The following is a 19,458-nucleotide window of genomic DNA, read 5'->3' on the forward strand; positions in this document are numbered from 1 at the left end:
CCGCTGACCTGGCGGATTCTCAGGGGACCCACAGAGTGGTGTGCCGACGCGAACGGCGCGACCCGCCGTCGGTGCGTGCGCCCTCAGCGGGGCAGGCGGGCGTGCCAGGCGACGGCCTGCTGGTCCGTGAGCATCGCGACCTGGTCCACGACGACGCGCAGGCGGGCGGCGTCGTCGGGGGCGGCGGCCCAGTCCTCGGCCCGGACGGGGTCCAGGCTCTGCGGGGCGCCGCGCAGCAGGGCCTCCCCCAGCTCGTGCAGGAGCTCCCGCTGCCGGGCCTGCATCGCGAGCCGCTCCGGGTCGCTCATCACGTACCGCAGCGCGACGGACTTCAGCACCGCCACCTCCGCGGCCGCCCGCGGCGGGACGACGAGGTCCCCGGAGTGCCGGATCAGCGGGGCCTCGCCCTGGACGTCCAGGGTCGCGTCGGTGGCGATCCGCACGAACCGGCCGACGAGCTCGCTGGTCAGCCGCTTGAGGGCGACGTGCCCCTCGGTCCGCGCGGTGCCGACGTCGAACCCCCGCACCGCCTCGACGGCCGGCAGCGTCGACAGGTCCGCGGCGACCTCCTCGCACGCCGCCCGGTCCGCGCCGAAGTGCCTGCTCGCGAGCTCGGCCAGCGCGCGGCGCTCGGCGGCCGAGCCCAGGGCCGCGAGGTCGATCCGGCCCGCGAGGATCCCGTCCTCGACGTCGTGCACCGAGTACGCCACATCGTCCGACCAGTCCATGACCTGCGCCTCGATACAGCGGTGGCCCTCCCGCATGCCGTCCCGGATCCAGTCGAAGACGTCCGCGTCGTCGGCGTAGGCGCCGAACTTCCGCTCGCCCCCGCGCCGCAGCCACGGGTACTTGCAGGACGCGTCGAGGGCGGCGCGGGTGAGGTTGAGCCCGCCCGCGGTCTCGCCGTGGCCGATCTTCGGCTCGAGCCGGGTCAGGATCCGCAGGGTCTGGGCGTTGCCCTCGAACCCGCCGCAGGCCGCACCGAACTCGTCGAGGGCCCGTTCGCCGTTGTGCCCGAAGGGCGGATGGCCGATGTCGTGGGCGAGCCCCGCGGTGTCCACGACGTCCGGGTCGCAGCCCAGTTCCTCGGCGATGCCGCGGCCGATCTGCGCGACCTCCAGCGAGTGCGTCAGCCGGGTGCGCGGGATGCCGCTGATCTCGGCGCCCTCCCCGGCCCGACGACCTGGGTCTTCCCCGCTAGCCGGCGCAGCGCGGCGGAGTGCAGGACGCGGGCGCGGTCCCGGGAGAACGGGCTGCGGCGCTCGCGGCGGACGCGTTCGCCCAGGCCCGAGCCCTTCGGCGGTTCGGGGAGGAGGCGGGCGCGGGCGTGCTCGTCGTAGGAGTCCGCAGCGGGGTGCGAACCGCCCTGTTCGACGGAGAGCGTCATCCGAGCCCGGTGTTCTCGGTCTCCGCGGACGCGTGGGTGAGCCGGTAGTAGAGCAGCGCCCCGGTCTCCCGGAAGATGTAGCGCGCCTGCGTCTCCCGGGTCTGCACGACCGGCCCGCTGCGGGTCGGGGACGTCCAGGCGTCCAGTCCCGCGTCCCGCGCCATGGTGCGGGCGCGCAGCGAGTGCCACGGGTCGCTGACGACGAGCGCGCTGCTCCACCCCTCCTGCCCGGCCCGGGCGGCGACGGACTTGAGGCTGCCGAGGGTGTCCGTGCCCTCGTCGACCATGTCGATCGCCGTGGCGGGGACGCCCCGCGCGGTCAGGTAGCGACGGCCCGCCTCGGCCTCGGTGTAGAGGTCCCCGACCTGCTTGCCCCCGACCGTGACGATCCGCGGGGCGAGGCCGTCCCGGTAGAGCGCGAGCGCGTGCTTGAGCCGGGCGGCGAGGACCGGGCTGGGCTCGCCGGCGTACTGCGCGGCCCCGAGCACGACCACCGCGTCGACGGGCCGGTCCCCGTCCACCCGGGCGACCTGCCAGACGCGGAACGCGGTGCCGCCCACGATGATCACGGCCATCAGCACCGTGCCGAGCAGCAGCCGCCGGATCCAGCGGGGCGCGGCGCGGCCGGGGACGGCGCGCGCCGCCGCGGGCTCGGGGCCCATCGGCACGGTCTCGGCCTCGGACCAGGGCAGACGCTCGGTGACGGGATCGGCGTCCGCGCTCTCGTAGCGGCGCCGCGGCTTCCCTCGTGCAGCCGGTCGACGGAGGGGCGCGTTCACCCCCCGATCCGTCCCTGCGAGGCGCCCAACGCGGTGGCGGCGCGGCCCGCCCGGGCGGCGATCACCTCGGCGACGATCGACACCGCCGTCTCGGCCGGGGTGCGGGCGCCGAGATCCAACCCGACCGGGCCGTGGATCGTGGCCAGCTGCTCCTCGGACACCCCGGCGGCCAGCAGCCGTTCCCGGCGGGCGGCCTGGGTGCGGCGCGAGCCGAGCGCGCCGAGGAACCCTCGGCCGTGCTCGAGGCCGGCGAGCAGCATCGCGTCGAAGCGGGGCGAGTGGTCCAGCAGGACGACGACGTCCGCGTCCGTGAACGCCGCGACGGCGTCCCGCGCCTCGTCGAGCCCGGTGACGGTGCGGCCGGCCCAGCCGAGCAGTGCGGCCTGGGCGAGCAGGGCCTCACCGATCGCGCCCGCGCCGACGACCAGCACGGACGGCACCGGCACCCACAGGTCGAGCAGCAGCTCGGCGTCCCCGGCGGTGACGCGTTCGGTGACGGTGCCGCCGCGGCGGAGGAGCCGGCGGGCGGCCTCCACGCCTTCCTCGTCCAGCCCGGCGGTGCCGAGCGAGCCGTGCACGACGTCCAGCGCGGGGCCGGTGAGGACGAGGGCCGCGGCGCCGTCGACCGTCGAGATCAGCGCGGCCGGGCTGGCGTGTTCGAGGGCCTCCCCGAGGGCCGCGGCGAGCGGGCCCGGCAGCGGGTGGCCGAGCAGGGTGGCGCCACCCGCGCAGGCGAGGCCGGCCTCGGCGGCGCCGGCCTCGGCGACGTGCGCCTCGCGGACCTCCGGACGCTGCGCGGCGACACTCGCGAGCGGGACGGCGGTGTCGTCCAGCGCGTGCAGATAGAGGACGCCGGAGGTCTCGCCGGACGCGGTGCCCGCCACGATCTGGCCGGACTCGACCGTGCCGAAACCGTGCCGGCCCAGCACCCGGACCACGCCGATCGAGCCGGCCTCACCCGCGCTCCAGCGGCGCAGGGCGGACCCCAGCTCGCGGAGGGTCTCGGAAGTGGACGGCACGGAGGTCGCGGTCACAAGGATCAGCGTAGCCACCACCCCCGACAGTTCGCGCCGACCTGCCGTCCGGCGGGTCGCGCGCCGCCCCGACGTCAAGGACGTCCGGGTGAACCGGCGGGCGCCCGGGGAACCCGCACGGCATGATCGCCGTTTGACCGGACGTACCACCCACTACAGACTCCCCGGAGCCATGGACCCCTCCTGCAGTACCGGCACCGTCCCCCATGGACGGACCTCCCCCACCGCTGACCGTCGCGCGGTGACGTCATGATCATCCTCAACATCCTCCTCGGCGTGCTCGTCGTCGTCGCGATCACCGCGCTGACCGGGTACTTCGTCGCCCAGGAGTTCGGCTACATGGCCGTGGACCGTTCGCGGTTGAAGGCGAGCGCCGCTGCCGGTGACGCCGGCGCGAAGCGCACCCTGGCCATCACGAAGCGCACCTCGTTCATGCTGTCCGGCGCACAGCTCGGCATCACCGTCACCGGCCTTCTGGTCGGCTACGTCGCCGAGCCGCTGATCGGCGACGGCATCGGCGAGCTGCTCGGCGGCGTCGGCGTCCCGACCGGTGTCGGCGTCACGATCGGCGTGATCTTCGCGCTGCTGCTCTCCACCGTCGTGCAGATGGTGTTCGGCGAGCTCTTCCCGAAGAACCTCGCGATCGCGCGGCCCGAACCGGTCGCCCGGCGGCTCGCGTTCTCCACGAACCTCTACCTCGGGCTCTTCGGCTGGCTGATCACGTTGTTCGACGCCGCGTCGAACCTGCTGCTCAAGGCCCTGCGGATCGAGCCCGTGCACGACGTCGAGCACGCCGCCACCCCGCGGGACCTCGAGGCGATCATCGACGACTCCCGGGACAGCGGCGATCTCCGCCCGGGCCTGTCGACGCTGCTGGACCGCGTCCTGGACTTCCAGGACCGTCCGGCGCGGGCCGCGATGATCCCCCGCCCGCGCGTGACGTCGGTGCGGCCGGACATCACGATCGCCGAGCTGTCCGACGCGATGGCGGCCGGCCACTCGCGCTACCCCGTCGTGGACGGGGAGGACCCCGTCGGCGTCATCTGCCTGCGGGACCTGCTCGCGATCGACGTCCCGGACGCCGCGACGCTGCGGGTCTCCGAGGTCATGCGCCCGGCCGTCATCGTGCCCGCGTCGCTGCCGCTGCCCGCGGTGCTCGACGCGCTGCGCGAGGCGGACGACGAGTTCGCCTGCGTCCTCGACGAGTACGGCGGCCTCGCCGGCGTCATCACCACCGAGGACATCGCGGAGGAGCTGGTCGGCGAGATCACCGACGAGCACGACGTGGGCGTCGACGACGACCCGCACGCCCTGGGCGACGGCTGGACCGTCCCCGGCGCGCTGCACGTCGACGAGGTCGGCCGGCTGCTCGACGCGGACCTGCCCGAAGGCGACTACCAGACCGTCGGCGGCCTGGTCATCGCCGAGCTGCAGCGCCTCCCCGAACCCGGGGACGTCATCACCGTGATCCTGCCCCGCGAGGCGGGCGCGGAGGACGACGAGGACGAGCACCGGCTCGAGATCGAGGTGCGTGAGGTGGAGCGACGGGTGCCGGAGACGGTGCGGCTGCGCCTGGTCACCGTGCCCGCGTCGCGCCGCGAGGCGGAGGAGAGGGCATGAGCGTCGGAGTGATCGTCGCGTCGACGGCACTGGTGGCGCTGTCCGCGTTCTTCGTCGCCGTCGAGTTCGCGCTCGTGGCGGCCCGCCGCTACCGACTCGAGGAGCTCGCCGACACCAGCGCGTCGGCCCGCGCCGCGCTGCGCAGCGCGAAGGACCTGTCCCTGCTGCTCGCCGGGTCCCAGCTCGGCATCACGCTCTGCACGCTGGGCCTCGGTGCGGTCGCCAAGCCCGCCGTCGACGCCGCGTTGCAGCCGGTGTTCGAAGGCTGGGGCCTGCCGTCGGGCACGGCAGGCGTCCTGTCGTTCGTGCTCTCGCTGATCGTCGTGACGTTCGTGCACCTCGTCGTCGGGGAGATGGCGCCGAAGTCCTGGGCGATCTCGCACCCCGAGCGCTCGGCCACGCTGCTGGCGCTGCCGATGCGCGGCTTCATGATCGTGACCCGGCCGCTGCTGCTGGGGCTCAACGGGATGGCGAACCGGTGCCTGCGCCGGGTCGGCGTCGAACCCGTCGACGAGATGGCGTCCGGTCGCACTCCCGCGGACCTGCGCGAGCTCGTCGACCACTCGGCGCGGGCCGGGGCGCTGGACGACGACCGCCGGAACCAGCTCGTCACCGTGCTGGAACTGGAGGACGCGCCGCTGCGGCAGTTCGTCCACCGCGAGCTGACCGGCGTCTCCGCGGACGACGACGTGGCCCGCATCCGCGACACCTCGCGGGCGAGCGGGCACCTGCGGCTGATCGTGCGGGACGGCGGCGAGCCCGTCGGGTTCGTCCACGTGCGGGACACGCTCGGCCGGGAGGGCACGGCCCGGGAGCTGATCCGCCCGGTGCTGCGGCTCGACGCGGACATGCCCGTCTACCAGGCGCTCGCGACGATGCGGGAGACCCGCAGCCACCTCGCGCTCGTCGAGGACGGGTCCGAGCTGCTCGGCCTGGTCACTCTGCACGACCTGGTGGACCGGCTGCTGCCGGCCTGACACGGCCCGTCCGGGTCGGCGCTTCGGCGCGGCGGCCCGGACGGAGCCTCCACCCTCTCGCTCACACGCGGGCAGCCTGATCAGCCCGTGGGGCCGATCTCAGCCGGACAGGGCCGCTACCGGTCCCACGGAGCGGTCCTCAGGCGCCGAGCAGGCGGGTGGCGAGGTAGCTCTCGACCTGGTCCAGGCCGATCCGCTCCTGGGCCATCGTGTCCCGCTCGCGGATCGTCACCGCGTTGTCGGTCAGGGTGTCGAAGTCCACCGTGATGCAGAACGGGGTGCCGATCTCGTCCTGCCGGCGGTAGCGGCGGCCGATGGCGCCGGCGTCGTCGAAGTCCACGTTCCAGTTCTTGCGCAGCTGCGCCGCGAGGTCGCGCGCCTTGGGCGAGAGGTCCGCGTTGCGCGAGAGCGGGAGCACCGCGGCCTTGACCGGCGCGAGGCGGCGGTCGAGCTTCAGCACGACCCGCTTGTCGACGCCGCCCTTGGCGTTCGGCGCCTCGTCCTCGGTGTAGGCCTCGATGAGGAACGCCATCATCGAGCGGCCGACGCCCGCCGCGGGCTCGATCACGTACGGCCGGTAGCGGGTGCCGCTGGCCTGGTCGTAGAACGAGAGGTCGACGCCCGAGTGGTTCGAGTGCGTCGTCAGGTCGAAGTCCGTGCGGTTGGCGATGCCCTCGAGCTCGCCCCACTCCTGCCCGGTGAACTCGAAGCGGTACTCGATGTCCACGGTGCGCTTGGAGTAGTGCGAGAGCTTCTCCTTGGGGTGCTCGTAGTGCCGCAGGTTCTCCGGCGAGATCCCCAGGTCCGTGTACCAGCGCGTGCGCTCGTCGATCCAGTACTGGTGGATCTCCTCGTCCGTGCCCGGCTCGACGAAGTACTCCATCTCCATCTGCTCGAACTCGCGGGTGCGGAAGATGAAGTTGCCGGGCGTGATCTCGTTGCGGAAGCTCTTGCCCATCTGGCCGATGCCGAACGGGGGCTTCTTGCGCGAGGTCGTCTGCACGTTGAGGAAGTTGACGAAGATGCCCTGCGCCGTCTCCGGCCGCAGGTAGGCCAGTCCCTCGTCGCTCTTCACCGGGCCGAGGTGGGTCTCCAGCATCATGTTGAAGTCCTGCGGCGCCGTGTACTGGCCGCGGGTGCCGCAGTTCGGGCACGGGACGTCGGAGAGGTCGTCCTCGGTCGCGGCCTTGCCGGTGCGCTCGACGTACTCCTCGGCGAGCTGGTCGGCACGGAACCGCTTGTGGCAGGAGAGGCACTCGACCAGGGGGTCGTTGAACACCCCGACGTGGCCGGAGGCGACCCAGACCTGGCGGGGCAGGATCACCGAGCTGTCCAGCCCGACCACGTCGTCGCGGCCGGTGACCATCGACTTCCACCACTGCCGCTTGATGTTCTCCTTGAGCTCCACGCCCAGGGGCCCGTAGTCCCACGCGGAGCGGGTGCCGCCGTAGATCTCCCCCGAGGCGAAGACGAAGCCGCGGCGCTTGGCGAGCGCGACGATGGTCTCGATCTTGGCGGAACTGGGCTTGCTGGCCACGGAGGTACTCCTGGGAGGGATCAGACGGAACTCACCCCCGCCGGATGCGAGGGCATTCCCAGACTATCCGCCGCCGAGGTGTGCCCGCCGCGGGGCACCGTCACCGAGAGTGCCGGTCCGGTCCTCCGTGAGCAGGCTCTCCCGCTCGACGACGAGGCCGTCGACGCCCGTCAGCAGGGTCTCGTACGCGGACGGCTCGTCCGCCAGGGCCTCGGACAGCAGCGGGACGACGTGCTCGCGCACCGGGAAGGGCGACAGTGCCCGGCGGTAGGCGTCGACGGAGTCGAACCGGACGGTGAGCACCCAGCGTTCGGGGTCGTCGACGGCGCGGCCCGCCTCGCCGCCCCGGCAGCCGGGCGCGGCACCCAGCAGCTCGAGGGCGCGGCGGGCCCGGGCGGCGAACGCCGGGGCCTGCGGGGCGGGCACGGCGAAGCGACAGACGAGCAGCACACCGCGACCTTAGTGAAAACGACTACCATGCGAGATGCGGCCCGGCGAGGTCTGTCGAACCACCGAGGGCGTGGCCGCCGCCCACGGGACTGGATGGTCATGCCGATCACCGAGCCGATCGCGGAGCCCGTCTCCGGAGACGAGCACGACGAGCACCCCTGCCCCGACGTGCGCCCCGCCCCCGCTCCGGTCGTCCGCACGCCGGCCACGCTCGCGGCGGCCGGAGACCTGCTGCGCGCGCTCGCCGCCCCGGTCCGGATCGCGGTCGTGCTGCAGCTGCTGGAGTCCTCGCGCTGCGTGCACGACCTGGTCGACGCGCTGCAGGTCACCCAGCCGCTGATCAGCCAGCACCTGCGGGTTCTGAAGTCCGCGGGGGTCGTCGAGGGCACCCGGCAGGGGCGCGAGGTCGTCTACTCCCTGGTCGACGACCACCTCGCGCACATCGTCGTCGACGCCCTGACGCACGTCGAGGAGGATGCGTGAGCACGACCCCACCGGCGGTAGCCGGGAGCCGCGTGCAGCGCGCGACCAAGCAACGCGCCGCGGTGTCCGCGCTGCTGGACCGGCTCGACGACTTCCGTTCCGCCCAGGAGATCCACGAGGAGCTCCGGCGCACCGGCGAGGGCATCGGCCTGACGACGGTGTACCGGACGCTGCAGGTCCTGGCGGACGGCGGCGAGGTCGACGTCCTGCGCACCGGCTCCGGCGAGGCCGTCTACCGGCGCTGCGAGACCGACGACCACCACCACCACCTGGTCTGCCGGCGCTGCGGCGCGGCCGTCGAGATCGAGGGGCCGGCCGTCGAGAGCTGGGCGCAGCGGATCGCCGAGGAACACGGGTTCACCGAGCTCAGCCACACCGTGGAGATCTTCGGACTGTGCCGGCCCTGCGGCGACGCCCGGTGACGGGCGTCTCATAACGAGATCCCCGCACGTCTCCGAGGCGGTTAGCGTCCTCCCCGACGTGCGCGACGGTGCGTACGGCGCCGAGCGTGGGGAGGCCGTCATCGTGAGCGACGACGGAGGCAGCATCGGGACCGAGGCCGCGCCCAGCACGGTGCGCGCGCTCGACAGCCCGGAGTCCGGTGAGCTGGCGCAGCTCGCCGCGGTGTTCGAGGACCTGCAGTACGTGCTGCGCTGCTGCGAGCACCTCGTCTCCGCACTGGCCGCGCCGGAGCAGGACCAGGTGCTCGTCGAGGCCTTGTGGACCGGCGCGCTCGTCGGCTACGTCCGCTGCTTCTCGGGCCGCACGAAGGTCCTCACCTCCGACGACGTCAAGACCCTGGACCTCGACGCGGAGATGGCCGGCCTGCATCCGCTGTTCCCGAAGCTGCGGGACCACTACGCGTCCCGGCACGTGAACCCGCGCGAGGCGTTCACGATCGGGATCGCGCAGGCGAACGACGGGCACCCGACGGGCGTCGCGATCGTCTCCGCGCCCCGTCCGCCGGTCGACGACCCGACGGTCCGGGTGCTCGGCCGGATCGCCTACGGCCTCTCCGGGCTCGTGGACTCGAAGATGGCCGCCGCGCAGGAACGGGTACTCGCGGCCGCGCGGGAGATGACCGCCGCGGACCTCGCCGGCCTTCCCCTGGTCCGCCTGGACGGCTGACGGCCGCCGCCGCATGAGTTGCTCGAGCGTCGACCAGTGACGCTCGAGCCGCTCAAGCAGCGGTTCGTGCCCGCAGGCCCAGACAGGCGAGCCCGCCGGCCACCCCTACGGCCAGGATCGCCACGGCCATCCGCAGCGCCGAGACCCCACCGAGCGACACCAACGGGGGACGACCGCGCCGAACGCGAACTGGGTCAGGCCCAGCAGCGCGCTCGCCGACCCCGCGGCCTCGCCCTGCCTCGCGAGCGCCAGCGCGGTCGCGTTCGGCGCCACGATCCCCACGCTGGAGACGACGAGGAACAGCGGCAGCAGGACCGCCCACACCGAGTCCGTCAGCAGGACCCCGAGCAGCAACGTCGCCCCGCCCGTCACGGACACCGCGACCGCCACGACGAGCGTCCGCGGCGCGCCGATCCGCCGGACGAGCGCGGCGCTGAGCCGGCTCGCGAGCGCGATCCCCACCGCGTTGACGGCGAACACGATCCCGTACGCCTGCGCCCCGAGTGCGTACGGCGCACCCTGCAGCACATAGCTGCCCATGGCGATGTAGACGAACATCCCGCAGCACACCAGCGCCAGGACCAGCGTCGGGACCAGGAACGTCCGGTCCCGCAGCACCCCCGCCAGCGCCCGTCCGGTGTCGGCGAAGCCCCCGGCCCGACGACGGGCGGGCGGCAGCGTCTCCCGCTGCGTGAGCGCGGCGACGAGCAGCACGGCCCCGATCAGCGCCAGCGTCACGAACAGCCCGCGCCAGTCCGTGATCCGCAGCAGCTGGCTCCCGAGCACCGGCGCGATCACCGGCGCCGTCCCGCCGACCACCATGAGCAGCGCGAACGCCCGCGCCGCCGCGTCCCCGGAGTAGAGGTCCCGCACCATGGCCCGGGAGACGACGAGCCCCACCGCGCCGGCGAGCCCGCCGATCAGCCGCAGCACGAGCAGCGCCTCGATCGTCGGGGCGAACGCGCACAGCAGGGACGTCACGGCGTACAGGGCGACGCCGACGAGCAGCGGCCGCCGCCGTCCGATCCGGTCGCTGAAGGGCCCGACCAGCAGCTGCCCGACGGCGAGCCCGATCATGCAGACGGACATCGACGCCTGGCCGAGCGCCTCGGTGGTGCCCAGATCGGCCGTGAGCCGGGGCAGCGCGGGCAGGTAGAGATCGAGCGAGAGCGGCCCGAAGGTCGAGAGGCCGCCGAGGGCCAGGACCCGGCCGAGCGGGATCTTCGGCCGGGCGGTCTCCGAGGTCATCGGCGGATCACGCCGGCTCACCCATCAGCTCCGCCCGCATGCTCGACGCGCTGCTCACCACCAGCATCAGCAGCGTCCCCATCGGCCCCTCGGTCAGGCCGGCGGCCGGGAACGCGTACCGGAGCGTGACGTCCCAGCCCGCCTCCCCGCGCACCACGCGCGGGGTGCCGAACAGGCCCTCGCCGACGCCCAGGGCGACCCGGGTGGGCACGTCCTTCGCCGGGTCCTCGTCGACGGGCAGGTCCCACGCGACGACGCAGGTCAGGTTGAGGACGGGCAGGCCCTCCTCCAGCTCCGTGCCCTGGACCACGCACAGCACGCCGCCGTGGGCGAAGGTGAGCGAGCCGTCGTCGTCGGCCTGGACGTCGTGGAAGCGCTCCAGGGCGGCCCGGGCGACATCGATCACGGGGGCGGTCATGGGGTGCTCGTCTCAGGTGTGTCGAGGGCGCCACCGAACCGGCGGTCGCGGCGGGCGTAGATCTCGATCGCCTGCCAGATGTGGCGGCGGTCGAAATCCGGGAAGAGCGTGTCCAGGAAGACCATCTCGGCGTAGGCGGACTGCCAGAGCAGGAAGTTCGACGTCCGCTGCTCGCCGGACGAGCGGACGAACAGGTCCACGTCCGGCATGTCCGGCTCGTCGAGGTAGCGCGCGATCGTCCGCTCGTCGATCTTCTCGGGCTTGATCCGGCCGTCCCTGACCTGCTCGGCGATCTGCTTGACCGCGTCCGCGATCTCCGCGCGGCCGCCGTAGTTGACGCACATGGTGAGGGTGAGGACGTCGTTGTGCCGGGTCTTCTCCTCGGCGACCTCCAGCTCCCTGATCACCGACCGCCACAGCCGCGGCCGACGCCCGGCCCAGCGGACCCGCACGCCCATGGCGTGCATCTCGTCGACGCGGCGTCTGATGACGTCCCGGTTGAAGCCCATCAGGAAGCGCACCTCGTCCGGGCTGCGCTTCCAGTTCTCGGTGGAGAAGGCGTAGGCGGACAGCCACTTCACGCCGATGTCGATGCACCCGCGCGCGACGTCCATGAGCGAGGCCTCGCCGCGTCGGTGCCCCTCGATCCGGGGCAGCCCGCGGGCGTTGGCCCAGCGGCCGTTGCCGTCCATGACGAGCGCGACGTGGTTCGGGACCAGCTCCGGCGGGATGGCCGGGGGCCGGGCTCCCGAGGGGTGGGGCGGCGGTGGCTGGAAGGGCACGTTGGGCACCCTACGGACCGGGTCGGGCGGTCCGGGCACCCGCCGTCCGAGTGACTCGAGCGGCGCCCGGTGGCGCTCGAGCCACTCAGGCGTCGGACGCGGCCGGTGCGCTCGTCGCCAACGTGTGCCCGTCCCGGAACACCACGCCGTCCGAGCAGCGCGCCTCGACGCGCCCGCCCGCGAACTGCTCGATGTAGAGCCGCGCGTAGAGCCCGTCGAGCTCCAGCAGCTCCGTGTGGGTGCCCCGCTCGACGATCTCGCCGTCGCGTACCGCGAGGATGAGGTCCGCGCCCAGCACCGTCGAGAGCCGGTGGGCGATCGCGATCGTCGTACGCTGCCGGGTCGCGGTTTCGAGGGCCTGCTGCACGAGCCGCTCGCTCGTGGTGTCCAGCGCGCTGGTCGCCTCGTCGAGGATCAGGATCGGCGGGTCCTTGAGCAGCACCCGGGCGATCGCCAGCCGCTGCTTCTCCCCGCCGGAGAGCCGGTAACCCCGCTCACCGACCACGGTGTCGTAGCCCTCGGCGAAGCTCACGATCCGGTCGTGGATGTTGGCCGCGCGGGCGGCCGCCTCCAGCTCCTCCCCGGTCGCGTCGGCCTTGGCGTAGCGCAGGTTGTCCGCGATCGTCGCATGCAGCAGGTAGGTGTCCTGGGTGACCATGCCGACCGCGGCCGCGACGGAGGTCTGGGTGAGGTCCCGGACGTCGACGCCGTCGAGCAGCACCGCACCGCGGTCCACGTCGTAGAGCCGCGGGATCAGGTACGACAACGTCGTCTTCCCGGACCCGCTCGGCCCGACGACGGCGACGAGCTGCCCGGGCTCGATCACCGCGCTGACGCCGTGCAACGCCCAGGTCCGCGTCGAGGTGATCTGCAGGCCGTCCTCGGAGCGATCGGCCGGCGGGTAGGAGAACCACACGTCGCGCAGCTCGATCTCGCCGCGCACGGTCGCGACGTCGAGCTCCCGCGCGTCCGGCCGATCGACGATCCGGGGCTCGTGATCCAGGTACTCGAAGATCCGTCGGAACAGCGCGAGCGAGGTCTGGACGTCGAGGGAGACCCGCAGCAGGTTGACCGTCGGGAACAGCAGCCGGGTCTGCAGCGTCGTGAACGCGACGATCGTGCCCGCGCTGACCCCGGATCCCATCGCGACGAGGAACCCGGCGATCAGGTAGACGAGTGCGGGCGTCACGCCGAGGAAGGTCTGGACGACGGCGAAGAACGTCTGCCCGGTCATCGCCTGCCGGACCTGCAGGCCGACCTGCTTCGCGTTCTCCTCACGGTAGCGGCGGACCTCGTACTCCTGGCGGTTGAACACCTTGGCCAGCAGCACACCGGACACCGACAGGGACTCCTCGGTGATCGCCGTCATGTCCGAGAGCGACTCCTGGGTCCGCCCGGCCAGCCGCCGGCGCACCCGCCCGACCCGGACCTGGAGCAGCACGAACAACGGCACCAGCGCCACGGCGACGATCGTCAGCTGCCAGGACAGCACGATCATGGCGATCAGCGCCGCGACCACGGTGACGACGTTGCTGAGCACGGACGTCGCCGTCTCGGTGAGGACGCTCTGCACGCCGCCGACGTCGTTGGCCAGCCGGGACTGGATCGCGCCGGTCCGGGTGGCGGTGAAGAACGAGAGGTCCATCCGCTGCAGGTGCTCGAAGAGCCGCCCCCGCAGGTCCGCCATCACCTGGTTGCCGAGCAGGGTCGTCCGGTAGGTCTGCCAGACGCCGATCAGCGCCGAGACGACCGGGATCGCGATCATGCCGGCGACGAGCCAGGCCAGCAGCGGGATGTCCACGACGCGGCCGGCGGGAACAGCGCCCTGTCGAACGCCGCCTGGGTGAGGAAGGGGGTGATGATCCCGAGGCCGCTCGTGAGGACGACTGCGGTGAGGATCGCGGCGAGGGTGCCGTGGTGGTCGTCGAAGAGGGTCCAGACGCGGCGGCCGAGGCCTCTGTCCGCGTTCTCGGGGTCGGTCGTGTCGTCAGCCGGCATGGGGGCCGCCGGTGACGGGTTCCCGCCGCTCCGGAGCCCGGCGCTCCACCAGCGGCAACGACCGCAGCTGGCGCTCCATGTGCCACTGCAGGTGCGCCGCGACCAGGCCGGACGTGTCCCGGCGGGTGAACGGCTCGGCGGCGTCCGCGACGTCCCAGTCCCCGTGCAGCAGGGCGTCGAGCAGCGTGAACGTCTCCGGTGACGGCGTCACCGAGCCCGGCGGGCGGCACCGCTCGCACACCGCTCCCCCGCCCTGCACGCTGAACGCCCGGTGCGGGCCCTGCTCCGCGCACCGCGCGCACTCCGAGATCGACGGCGCCCAGCCGGCGTGGCTCATCGCGCGCAGCAGGAACGCGTCGAGGATCAGCGAGGAGTCGCGCTCGCCGCCGGCCAGCGCCCGGATCGCCCCGACGAGCAGCAGGTAGACCCGCAGCGACGGCTCGCCGCCCTCCTCGGAGACGATCCGGTCCGCGGTCTCCAGGATCGCGCAGCCGGCGGTGTAGCGGGAGTAGTCCGCGACGACGCCGGAGCCGAACGCGTCGACGGTCTGGCACTGGGTGATGACGTCCAGGCTGCGGCCGGTGTAGCACTGGACGTCGACGTGGTTGAACGGCTCGAGCCGCGCGCCCCAACGGGAGCGGGTGCGGCGCACGCCCTTCGCAACCGCGCGGATCTTGCCGTAGCGCTTGGTGAGCAGCGTGACGATCCGGTCCGCCTCGCCGAGCTTCTGCACGCGCAGCACCACGGCGGTGTCGCGGTACAGGGTGCTCACCCCGACGAGCCTACGGCTCCTTCGCAGAACGGCGCCGTTAGCCTCGCGGGCATGGACGATCCGGAACTGGCCCGCACACTCGCCTCGCACGCGTCGAGCGGGGTGCTCTCGACGCTGTCGAAGGACCCGGCCGGGTTCCCGTTCGGCTCGGTGGCCGCACTCGCCGTCGACGCGACGGGCTCACCCCTGCTCCGGCTCTCGGACCTCGCCGAGCACAGCCGCAACCTCGCGGCGGATCCGCGGGCGTCCGTGCTGGTCACGGAGGACGGGGAGGGCGACCCGCTCGCGCTCGCCCGGGTCACGCTCCTCGGGACGGCCCGGGTCCTCGACGGCGCCGAGCGCGACGCCGCCCACGAGGTCTACCGCGCCGTCCACCCGAACGGCGTCTACTCGGACTTCCACGACTTCCGGACCTACCGGCTCGACGTCACGGCGGTCCGCTACGTCGGCGGGTTCGCCCGGATGAGCTGGGTCTCCGCCGCGGACTACGCCGCCGCCGCGCCGGACCCCCTCTTCCCGTACCGCGCCCAGATCGCCGGGCACATGAACGACGACCACGGGGACTCCCTCGTCGCCTTCTGCCGGACCTTGGCAGACCTGCCCGGGACGACGCGCGCGCGGATGCTCGACGTCGACCGACACGGGTTCGCCATCTCCTCCGACGCCTCCGACGAGCCCGTCCGGATCGAGTTCGACGAGGAGTGCCGCACGCCCGACGCCGTCCGGGCCGCGATGGTCGCCCTGGTCCGCCGCCTCCCCTGACCTGTGCGCGGGAAACCTCGTTCTAGCGAGGTTTCCCGCGCACAACCCGGGCTGACCTGCGGGAACTCAGAAGCCCAGCTTGCGGAGCTGCTTCGGGTCCCGCTGCCAGTTCTCCGCGATCTTCACGTGCAGCTCCAGGAACACCTTCGTCCCGAGCAGCGCCTCGATCTGCCGGCGCGCGTCCGTCCCGACCTGCTTGAGCCGGGCGCCCCCCTTGCCGATGACGATGCCCTTCTGGCTCGACCGCTCGACGTAGATCAGCGCGTGGATGTCCAGCATCGGCGCGGCCTTGGGGTGCCGGTCCTCGCGCGGGATCATCTCCTCGATCACCACGGCGATCGAGTGCGGCAGCTCGTCCCGGACACCCTCGAGCGCGGCCTCGCGGATGAGCTCGGCGACGAGGGTCTCCTCCGGCTCGTCCGTGAGCTCGCCGTCCGGGTAGAGCGGCGGCCCCTCGGGCAGCTTCGAGACCAGCAGGTTCGCCAGCTCGTCGACCTGGAAGCCGTCGACCGCGGAGACGGGGATGACGTCCGCGAAGTCCATCAGGTTCGTCAGCTCGGTGAGCCGGGTGACGATCTGCTCCTGGCTCGCCTTGTCCGTCTTGGTGACGATCCCGATCACCGGGGTGCGCCCGGCGACGGACCTCAGCTCGTTGACGATGAACTCGTCCCCGCGCCCGACGGGCTGGTCCGCCGGCACGCAGAAGCCGATCACGTCCACCTCGGCCCAGGTCTCGCGGACGACGTCGTTCAGCCGGGAGCCGAGCAGCGTGCGCGGCTTGTGCAGACCCGGCGTGTCGACGACGACGAGCTGCGCGTCCGGCCGGTGCACGATCCCGCGGATCGCGTGCCGCGTCGTCTGCGGCCGTGACGAGGTGATCGCGATCTTCTGCCCGATCAGCGCGTTGGTCAGCGTCGACTTCCCGGCGTTGGGCCGCCCGACGAAGCAGGCGAAGCCGGACCGGAAGTCGTCCGGCCAGGAGAAGCTGGTCATGTCTCGCTCCGCTCGGCTCGTGCACGGAAATCGTCGCCCTGGCAACAGGTTCCGCGCACAGGCCCGTCAGCGCACCTCACAGCGCACCCAGCGTCTCGCCCGTGAGCCGGTGCAGGATCTCCCGGCCGATCGGCAGGGCGGCGGTGGCGGCGGGCGAGGGCGCGTTGAGCACGTGCAACACCGAGCCGCGGCCCGTTCCCTGGTCCACGAACAGGAAGTCGTCGACGAGCGTGCCGTCCGCCTTCACCGCCTGGGCCCGGACCCCGGCGCCCGCGGGCACGAGGTGCTCGGCCCGGACGTCCGGCAGCATCCGCTGGATCTGCTTGACCATGGCCTTCTTCGACAGCGACCGGTGCACCTCGCCCAGCCCGTAGCGCCAGTGCTGCTTCGCGATCCGGAGCATGCCCGGGTAGGCGAGGGACCCGAGCAGCTCCTTGGGCTTGATCGTCCCCCAGGAGTAGCCCTCCCGGGCCAGCGCGAGGACGGCGTTCGGGCCGGCGTGCACGTGCCCGTCGATGCCGCGGGTGGCGTGCACCCCGAGGAACGGGAACGCGGGGTCCGGGACCGGGTAGATCAGGCCCTTGACCAGCTGTGCCGCGTCCTCGGTGAAGCCCGAGTACTCGCCGCGGAACGGGATGATCCGGACGCCCGGGTCCGCGCCGGAGGCCTTGGCCAGCTCGTCGCAGCGCAGCCCGCCGCAGACGACCACCTGGGTACCGAGGAGGTCCCCGCCGTCCGTGCGGACCACGACGTCGTCCGGCCGGCGGACGATGCGGGTCACCGCGCGGCCGAGGTGGACCTCGCCGCCCTCCTTGACGATCAGCTCGCCGATCTTCTCGGCCACCGCGCGGTAGTCGCAGATACCGGTCGAGGGCACCCACAGCGCCGCGATGCCGCGGACGTTCGGCTCGTGGTCGCGCATGCCCTCGGCGTCGAGGCGGTGGGTCTCCACGCCGTTGGCCCGGCCGCGGCGCTCCAGCTCCGCCATGCGCGGGAGCTCGTCGTCGTGCGTGGCGACGACGAGCTTGCCGCACACGTCGTGCGGCAGGTCGTGCTCGCGGCAGAACGCGACGGTCTCCGCGCAGCCCGCGACGGCGAGGCGCGCCTTCAGCTCGCCGGGCGCGTAGTAGAGCCCGGAGTGGATCACGTTGGAGTTGTTGCCGGTCTGGTGGTTCGCCAGCTGCGGCTCGCGCTCGACGACGGCGACGCTGCGCCCGGTCCGGACGACCGCGTGCGCGGTGGCCAGCCCGACGATGCCACCACCGACCACGACCACGTCGTACTTGGGGGTGGTGCTCATGCGGAGGCTCCTTCGAGCGTGGTGAGGACGGTGCCCGCCGGGTCGGCGACGATCACGAGGGCGGACGGTGAGAGGTCCCGGACAGCCGCCACGGACGCGTCGTCCGCGGCGCCGGACCCGGTGACGACGGCGGCGGCCTCCAGGCCCGGGGCACCGCTGGACACCGCGGCGGCGACGGCCGCCTGCAGCGCCGTGAGCCGCAACGACGGCAGGTCGACGGACGCGGCGGCGTACGTGCGGCCGTCCGTGTCCCGCACCGCCGCGCCCTCGGCGGCCCCGGTACGTGCCCGCGACGACCGCGCGAGCGTCACGATCTTGGCGTCCTCGGGGTCGAGTGTGGCGCCCTCACTGCCGGACATCTGATTCCTCCCGCTGCAGGGCCTCGGTGGTCCGGGCCCCTCCGTCCTCGTCGTCGGCCCGGTCGTTCTCGGCCCGGTCCTCGTCCTCGTCGTTCTCATCCGGCGTGTCCAGGGGCGTGACCAGCACCGTCGTGATGCGGATCCGGCCCCGCGCGTCCTTGCCGCCCTCGCCGCGCAGGTGCAGCAGGCCCTCCACCTCGGCCTCGGCCCCGGGGAGCGGGACCCGGCCGAGCCGCTGGGCCAGCAGCCCACCGACGGTGTCGACGTCCGCGTCCTCGAGCGCCTCGGCGAGCGCGGCCTCCCGGTCGGTGCCGGCGAACTCGTCCTGGAAGAGCTCCTCGAGGTCCTCCACCGGCAGCCGGGCGGCGAGCCGCAGCGTCCGTCCGTCCAGGTGCTCGACGTCCGGCACCTCGTCGCGGTCGTACTCGTCGGTGATCTCGCCGACGATCTCCTCGAGGATGTCCTCGATGGTCACGACGCCGGCGGTGCCGCCGTACTCGTCGACGACGATCGCCATGTGGATGCGCGTGCGCTGCATCTCGCGGAGCAGCTCGTCGATCCGCTTGGAGTCCGGCACGAAGAACGCGGGCCGCACGACCTCCGGGAGCGGGGCGTCCGGCCGCTCGTAGCTCGCCCGGACGAGGTCCTTGAGGTACGCGACGCCGATGATGTCGTCGATGCCCTCGCCGAGCACCGGGATGCGCGAGTACCCGCTCTTCAGCGCCAGCCGGACGACCTTCTCGACCGGGATGTCCCGTTCGGCCCAGACCAGGTCCGGCCGCGGCACCATGACGTCCCGGACGATCGTGTCCCCCAGCTCGAAGACCGAATGGATCATCTGGCGCTCGTCCTCGTCGACGACGCCGCGGGTGCTGGCCATGTCCACCAGCTCGCGCAGCTCGACCTCGGACGAGAACGGGCCCTCGCGGAAACCGGGGCCGGGGATGATCGCGTTGCCGACCAGGATCAGCAGCGAGGCCAGCGGCGACAGGACCGTCGCGAGCATCCGCACCGGGACCGCGACGACCAGCCCGACGGCGTAGGGATGCTGGCGGCCGACGGTGCGCGGGCCGACGCCGATCAGCACGTAGCTGACCACGACCATGATCACCGCGGCGAGCAGGACGCCCAGGCCGGGCGGGGTGATCCAGCTGGCGAGGGCGACGGCGAGCAGCACGGTGGCCGCGGTCTCGGCCATCAGCCGGAGCAGGAGCAGCAGGTTGACGTGCCGGGGCCGGTCCGCGACCACCTTCGACAGGGCGCGGGCGCCCGCCTTGCCGCTGCGGACCAGTGCGTCGACCCGGGCCCGGGAGACGAAGGTCAGCGCGGCGTCGGCGGCGGCGAACAGCCCGGCCAGCGGAACCAGGACGATGACGATGACCAGGAAGCCGACGGCATTCATCGGACCGGCTCCCGGTCGCCGGTACTCGG

20 protein-coding genes and 1 pseudogene are annotated in these 19,458 nt (G+C 73.0%); 6 read left to right on the forward strand and 15 right to left on the reverse strand.

The genetic code is table 11. The features are described from left to right. Positions 1-83: 83 nt before the first annotated feature. The 3 genes and pseudogenes from WBK50_RS23865 to WBK50_RS23875 all read right to left on the reverse strand — a co-directional run bounded on the left by WBK50_RS23865 (position 84) and on the right by WBK50_RS23875 (position 3,200). Positions 84-1,387: pseudogene (locus WBK50_RS23865) on the reverse strand (deoxyguanosinetriphosphate triphosphohydrolase). Beyond that, a complete protein-coding gene (locus WBK50_RS23870; RefSeq protein ID WP_341339489.1) occupies positions 1,384-2,049 on the reverse strand; it encodes a YdcF family protein in 666 nt (221 codons plus the stop codon). The pseudogene WBK50_RS23865 and the gene WBK50_RS23870 overlap by 4 nt, the downstream one beginning before the upstream one ends. A gap of 113 nt (positions 2,050-2,162) precedes the next feature. Then, complete coding sequence (locus tag WBK50_RS23875; RefSeq protein WP_341337743.1) at positions 2,163-3,200, reverse strand: XdhC family protein; 1,038 nt, start codon at positions 3,198-3,200, stop codon at positions 2,163-2,165. Between the two features lie 249 nt (positions 3,201-3,449). Between WBK50_RS23875 and WBK50_RS23880 the strand changes: the two genes are divergently transcribed. Together WBK50_RS23880 and WBK50_RS23885 are read left to right on the forward strand one after the other, a co-directional pair. After that, the gene (locus WBK50_RS23880; RefSeq protein ID WP_341337744.1) at positions 3,450-4,820 is read left to right on the forward strand and encodes a hemolysin family protein; all 1,371 of its coding nucleotides are present in this window, start codon (positions 3,450-3,452) and stop codon (positions 4,818-4,820) included. Next, complete coding sequence (locus WBK50_RS23885; RefSeq protein WP_341337745.1) at positions 4,817-5,797, forward strand: hemolysin family protein; 981 nt, start codon at positions 4,817-4,819, stop codon at positions 5,795-5,797. Before WBK50_RS23880 ends, WBK50_RS23885 begins: the two co-directional genes overlap by 4 nt. A gap of 139 nt (positions 5,798-5,936) precedes the next feature. Here WBK50_RS23885 and WBK50_RS23890 read toward each other — a convergent pair whose 3' ends face one another. Together WBK50_RS23890 and WBK50_RS23895 are read right to left on the reverse strand one after the other, a co-directional pair. After that, positions 5,937-7,334, reverse strand: coding sequence for a glycine--tRNA ligase (locus WBK50_RS23890; protein WP_341337746.1), 1,398 nt, complete (start codon positions 7,332-7,334; stop codon positions 5,937-5,939). A gap of 63 nt (positions 7,335-7,397) precedes the next feature. Further along, complete coding sequence (locus WBK50_RS23895) at positions 7,398-7,784, reverse strand: antibiotic biosynthesis monooxygenase (RefSeq protein ID WP_341337747.1); 387 nt, start codon at positions 7,782-7,784, stop codon at positions 7,398-7,400. Between the two features lie 99 nt (positions 7,785-7,883). Here WBK50_RS23895 and WBK50_RS23900 point away from each other — a divergent pair, with 99 nt between their 5' ends. The 3 genes from WBK50_RS23900 (at position 7,884) to WBK50_RS23910 (ending at position 9,395) form a co-directional block, all read left to right on the forward strand. Further along, positions 7,884-8,267 (forward strand): ArsR/SmtB family transcription factor, encoded by a 384-nt coding sequence (locus WBK50_RS23900; RefSeq protein WP_341337748.1) that lies wholly within the window; start codon positions 7,884-7,886, stop codon positions 8,265-8,267. Beyond that, entirely contained in the window at positions 8,264-8,689 is a 426-nt protein-coding gene (locus tag WBK50_RS23905) for a Fur family transcriptional regulator (RefSeq protein WP_341337749.1), read from the forward strand. Before WBK50_RS23900 ends, WBK50_RS23905 begins: the two co-directional genes overlap by 4 nt. A 103-nt stretch (positions 8,690-8,792) precedes the next feature. Beyond that, entirely contained in the window at positions 8,793-9,395 is a 603-nt protein-coding gene (locus tag WBK50_RS23910) for a hypothetical protein (protein WP_341337750.1), read from the forward strand. Positions 9,396-9,500: 105 nt separating this feature from the next. Here WBK50_RS23910 and WBK50_RS23915 read toward each other — a convergent pair whose 3' ends face one another. The 6 genes from WBK50_RS23915 to recO all read right to left on the reverse strand — a co-directional run bounded on the left by WBK50_RS23915 (position 9,501) and on the right by recO (position 14,613). Continuing rightward, positions 9,501-10,643, reverse strand: coding sequence for a multidrug effflux MFS transporter (locus WBK50_RS23915; RefSeq protein ID WP_341337751.1), 1,143 nt, complete (start codon positions 10,641-10,643; stop codon positions 9,501-9,503). 7 nt (positions 10,644-10,650) lie between these two features. Further along, positions 10,651-11,061: a hypothetical protein gene (locus WBK50_RS23920; RefSeq protein WP_341337752.1), complete on the reverse strand. Its 411-nt coding sequence runs from the start codon at positions 11,059-11,061 to the stop codon at positions 10,651-10,653. Further along, positions 11,058-11,843 (reverse strand): isoprenyl transferase, encoded by a 786-nt coding sequence (locus WBK50_RS23925; protein WP_341337753.1) that lies wholly within the window; start codon positions 11,841-11,843, stop codon positions 11,058-11,060. Before WBK50_RS23925 ends, WBK50_RS23920 begins: the two co-directional genes overlap by 4 nt. A gap of 85 nt (positions 11,844-11,928) precedes the next feature. Continuing rightward, positions 11,929-13,644: an ABC transporter ATP-binding protein gene (locus tag WBK50_RS23930; protein ID WP_341337754.1), complete on the reverse strand. Its 1,716-nt coding sequence runs from the start codon at positions 13,642-13,644 to the stop codon at positions 11,929-11,931. Continuing rightward, on the reverse strand, positions 13,605-13,841 hold the full coding sequence (locus WBK50_RS23935) for a hypothetical protein (RefSeq protein ID WP_341337755.1): 237 nt from the start codon (positions 13,839-13,841) through the stop codon (positions 13,605-13,607). The genes WBK50_RS23930 and WBK50_RS23935 overlap by 40 nt, the downstream gene beginning before the upstream one ends. Continuing rightward, positions 13,831-14,613 carry a DNA repair protein RecO gene (gene recO, locus WBK50_RS23940; RefSeq protein WP_341337756.1) on the reverse strand — a complete coding sequence of 261 codons (783 nt, stop codon included), beginning with the start codon at positions 14,611-14,613 and terminating at the stop codon, positions 13,831-13,833. Before recO ends, WBK50_RS23935 begins: the two co-directional genes overlap by 11 nt. A gap of 51 nt (positions 14,614-14,664) precedes the next feature. Between recO and WBK50_RS23945 the strand changes: the two genes are divergently transcribed. Next, on the forward strand, positions 14,665-15,375 hold the full coding sequence (locus tag WBK50_RS23945) for a HugZ family pyridoxamine 5'-phosphate oxidase (protein ID WP_341337757.1): 711 nt from the start codon (positions 14,665-14,667) through the stop codon (positions 15,373-15,375). Positions 15,376-15,441: 66 nt separating this feature from the next. Here WBK50_RS23945 and era read toward each other — a convergent pair whose 3' ends face one another. The 4 genes from era to WBK50_RS23965 form a co-directional block, all read right to left on the reverse strand. Next, entirely contained in the window at positions 15,442-16,368 is a 927-nt protein-coding gene (era, locus tag WBK50_RS23950; RefSeq protein ID WP_341337758.1) for a GTPase Era, read from the reverse strand. A gap of 76 nt (positions 16,369-16,444) precedes the next feature. Next, entirely contained in the window at positions 16,445-17,668 is a 1,224-nt protein-coding gene (gene lhgO / locus WBK50_RS23955; protein ID WP_341337759.1) for an L-2-hydroxyglutarate oxidase, read from the reverse strand. Next, positions 17,665-18,027, reverse strand: coding sequence for a cytidine deaminase (locus WBK50_RS23960; protein ID WP_297498239.1), 363 nt, complete (start codon positions 18,025-18,027; stop codon positions 17,665-17,667). Before WBK50_RS23960 ends, lhgO begins: the two co-directional genes overlap by 4 nt. Continuing rightward, positions 18,014-19,429, reverse strand: coding sequence for a hemolysin family protein (locus WBK50_RS23965; protein ID WP_341337760.1), 1,416 nt, complete (start codon positions 19,427-19,429; stop codon positions 18,014-18,016). The genes WBK50_RS23960 and WBK50_RS23965 overlap by 14 nt, the downstream gene beginning before the upstream one ends. Between the last annotated feature and the right edge of the window lie 29 nt (positions 19,430-19,458).

Source organism: Pseudonocardia sp. T1-2H (assembly GCF_038039215.1).
Taxonomy (GTDB): Bacteria; Actinomycetota; Actinomycetes; order Mycobacteriales; family Pseudonocardiaceae; genus Pseudonocardia.

Excerpts from the sequence above, each read along its gene's own strand:
- WBK50_RS23945 (WP_341337757.1), top strand. The coding sequence starts at position 14,665 with ATGGACGATCCGGAACTGGCCCGCACACTCGCCTCGCACGCGTCGAGC.
- WBK50_RS23920 (WP_341337752.1), bottom strand. The coding sequence starts at position 11,061 with ATGACCGCCCCCGTGATCGATGTCGCCCGGGCCGCCCTGGAGCGCTTC.
- WBK50_RS23960 (WP_297498239.1), bottom strand. The coding sequence starts at position 18,027 with ATGTCCGGCAGTGAGGGCGCCACACTCGACCCCGAGGACGCCAAGATC.
- WBK50_RS23965 (WP_341337760.1), bottom strand. The coding sequence starts at position 19,429 with ATGAATGCCGTCGGCTTCCTGGTCATCGTCATCGTCCTGGTTCCGCTG.
- WBK50_RS23915 (WP_341337751.1), bottom strand. The coding sequence starts at position 10,643 with ATGACCTCGGAGACCGCCCGGCCGAAGATCCCGCTCGGCCGGGTCCTG.
- WBK50_RS23870 (WP_341339489.1), bottom strand. The coding sequence starts at position 2,049 with ATGGGCCCCGAGCCCGCGGCGGCGCGCGCCGTCCCCGGCCGCGCCGCG.
- lhgO (WP_341337759.1), bottom strand. The coding sequence starts at position 17,668 with ATGAGCACCACCCCCAAGTACGACGTGGTCGTGGTCGGTGGTGGCATC.
- WBK50_RS23900 (WP_341337748.1), top strand. The coding sequence starts at position 7,884 with ATGCCGATCACCGAGCCGATCGCGGAGCCCGTCTCCGGAGACGAGCAC.
- WBK50_RS23935 (WP_341337755.1), bottom strand. The coding sequence starts at position 13,841 with ATGCCGGCTGACGACACGACCGACCCCGAGAACGCGGACAGAGGCCTC.
- WBK50_RS23880 (WP_341337744.1), top strand. The coding sequence starts at position 3,450 with ATGATCATCCTCAACATCCTCCTCGGCGTGCTCGTCGTCGTCGCGATC.
- era (WP_341337758.1), bottom strand. The coding sequence starts at position 16,368 with ATGACCAGCTTCTCCTGGCCGGACGACTTCCGGTCCGGCTTCGCCTGC.
- WBK50_RS23885 (WP_341337745.1), top strand. The coding sequence starts at position 4,817 with ATGAGCGTCGGAGTGATCGTCGCGTCGACGGCACTGGTGGCGCTGTCC.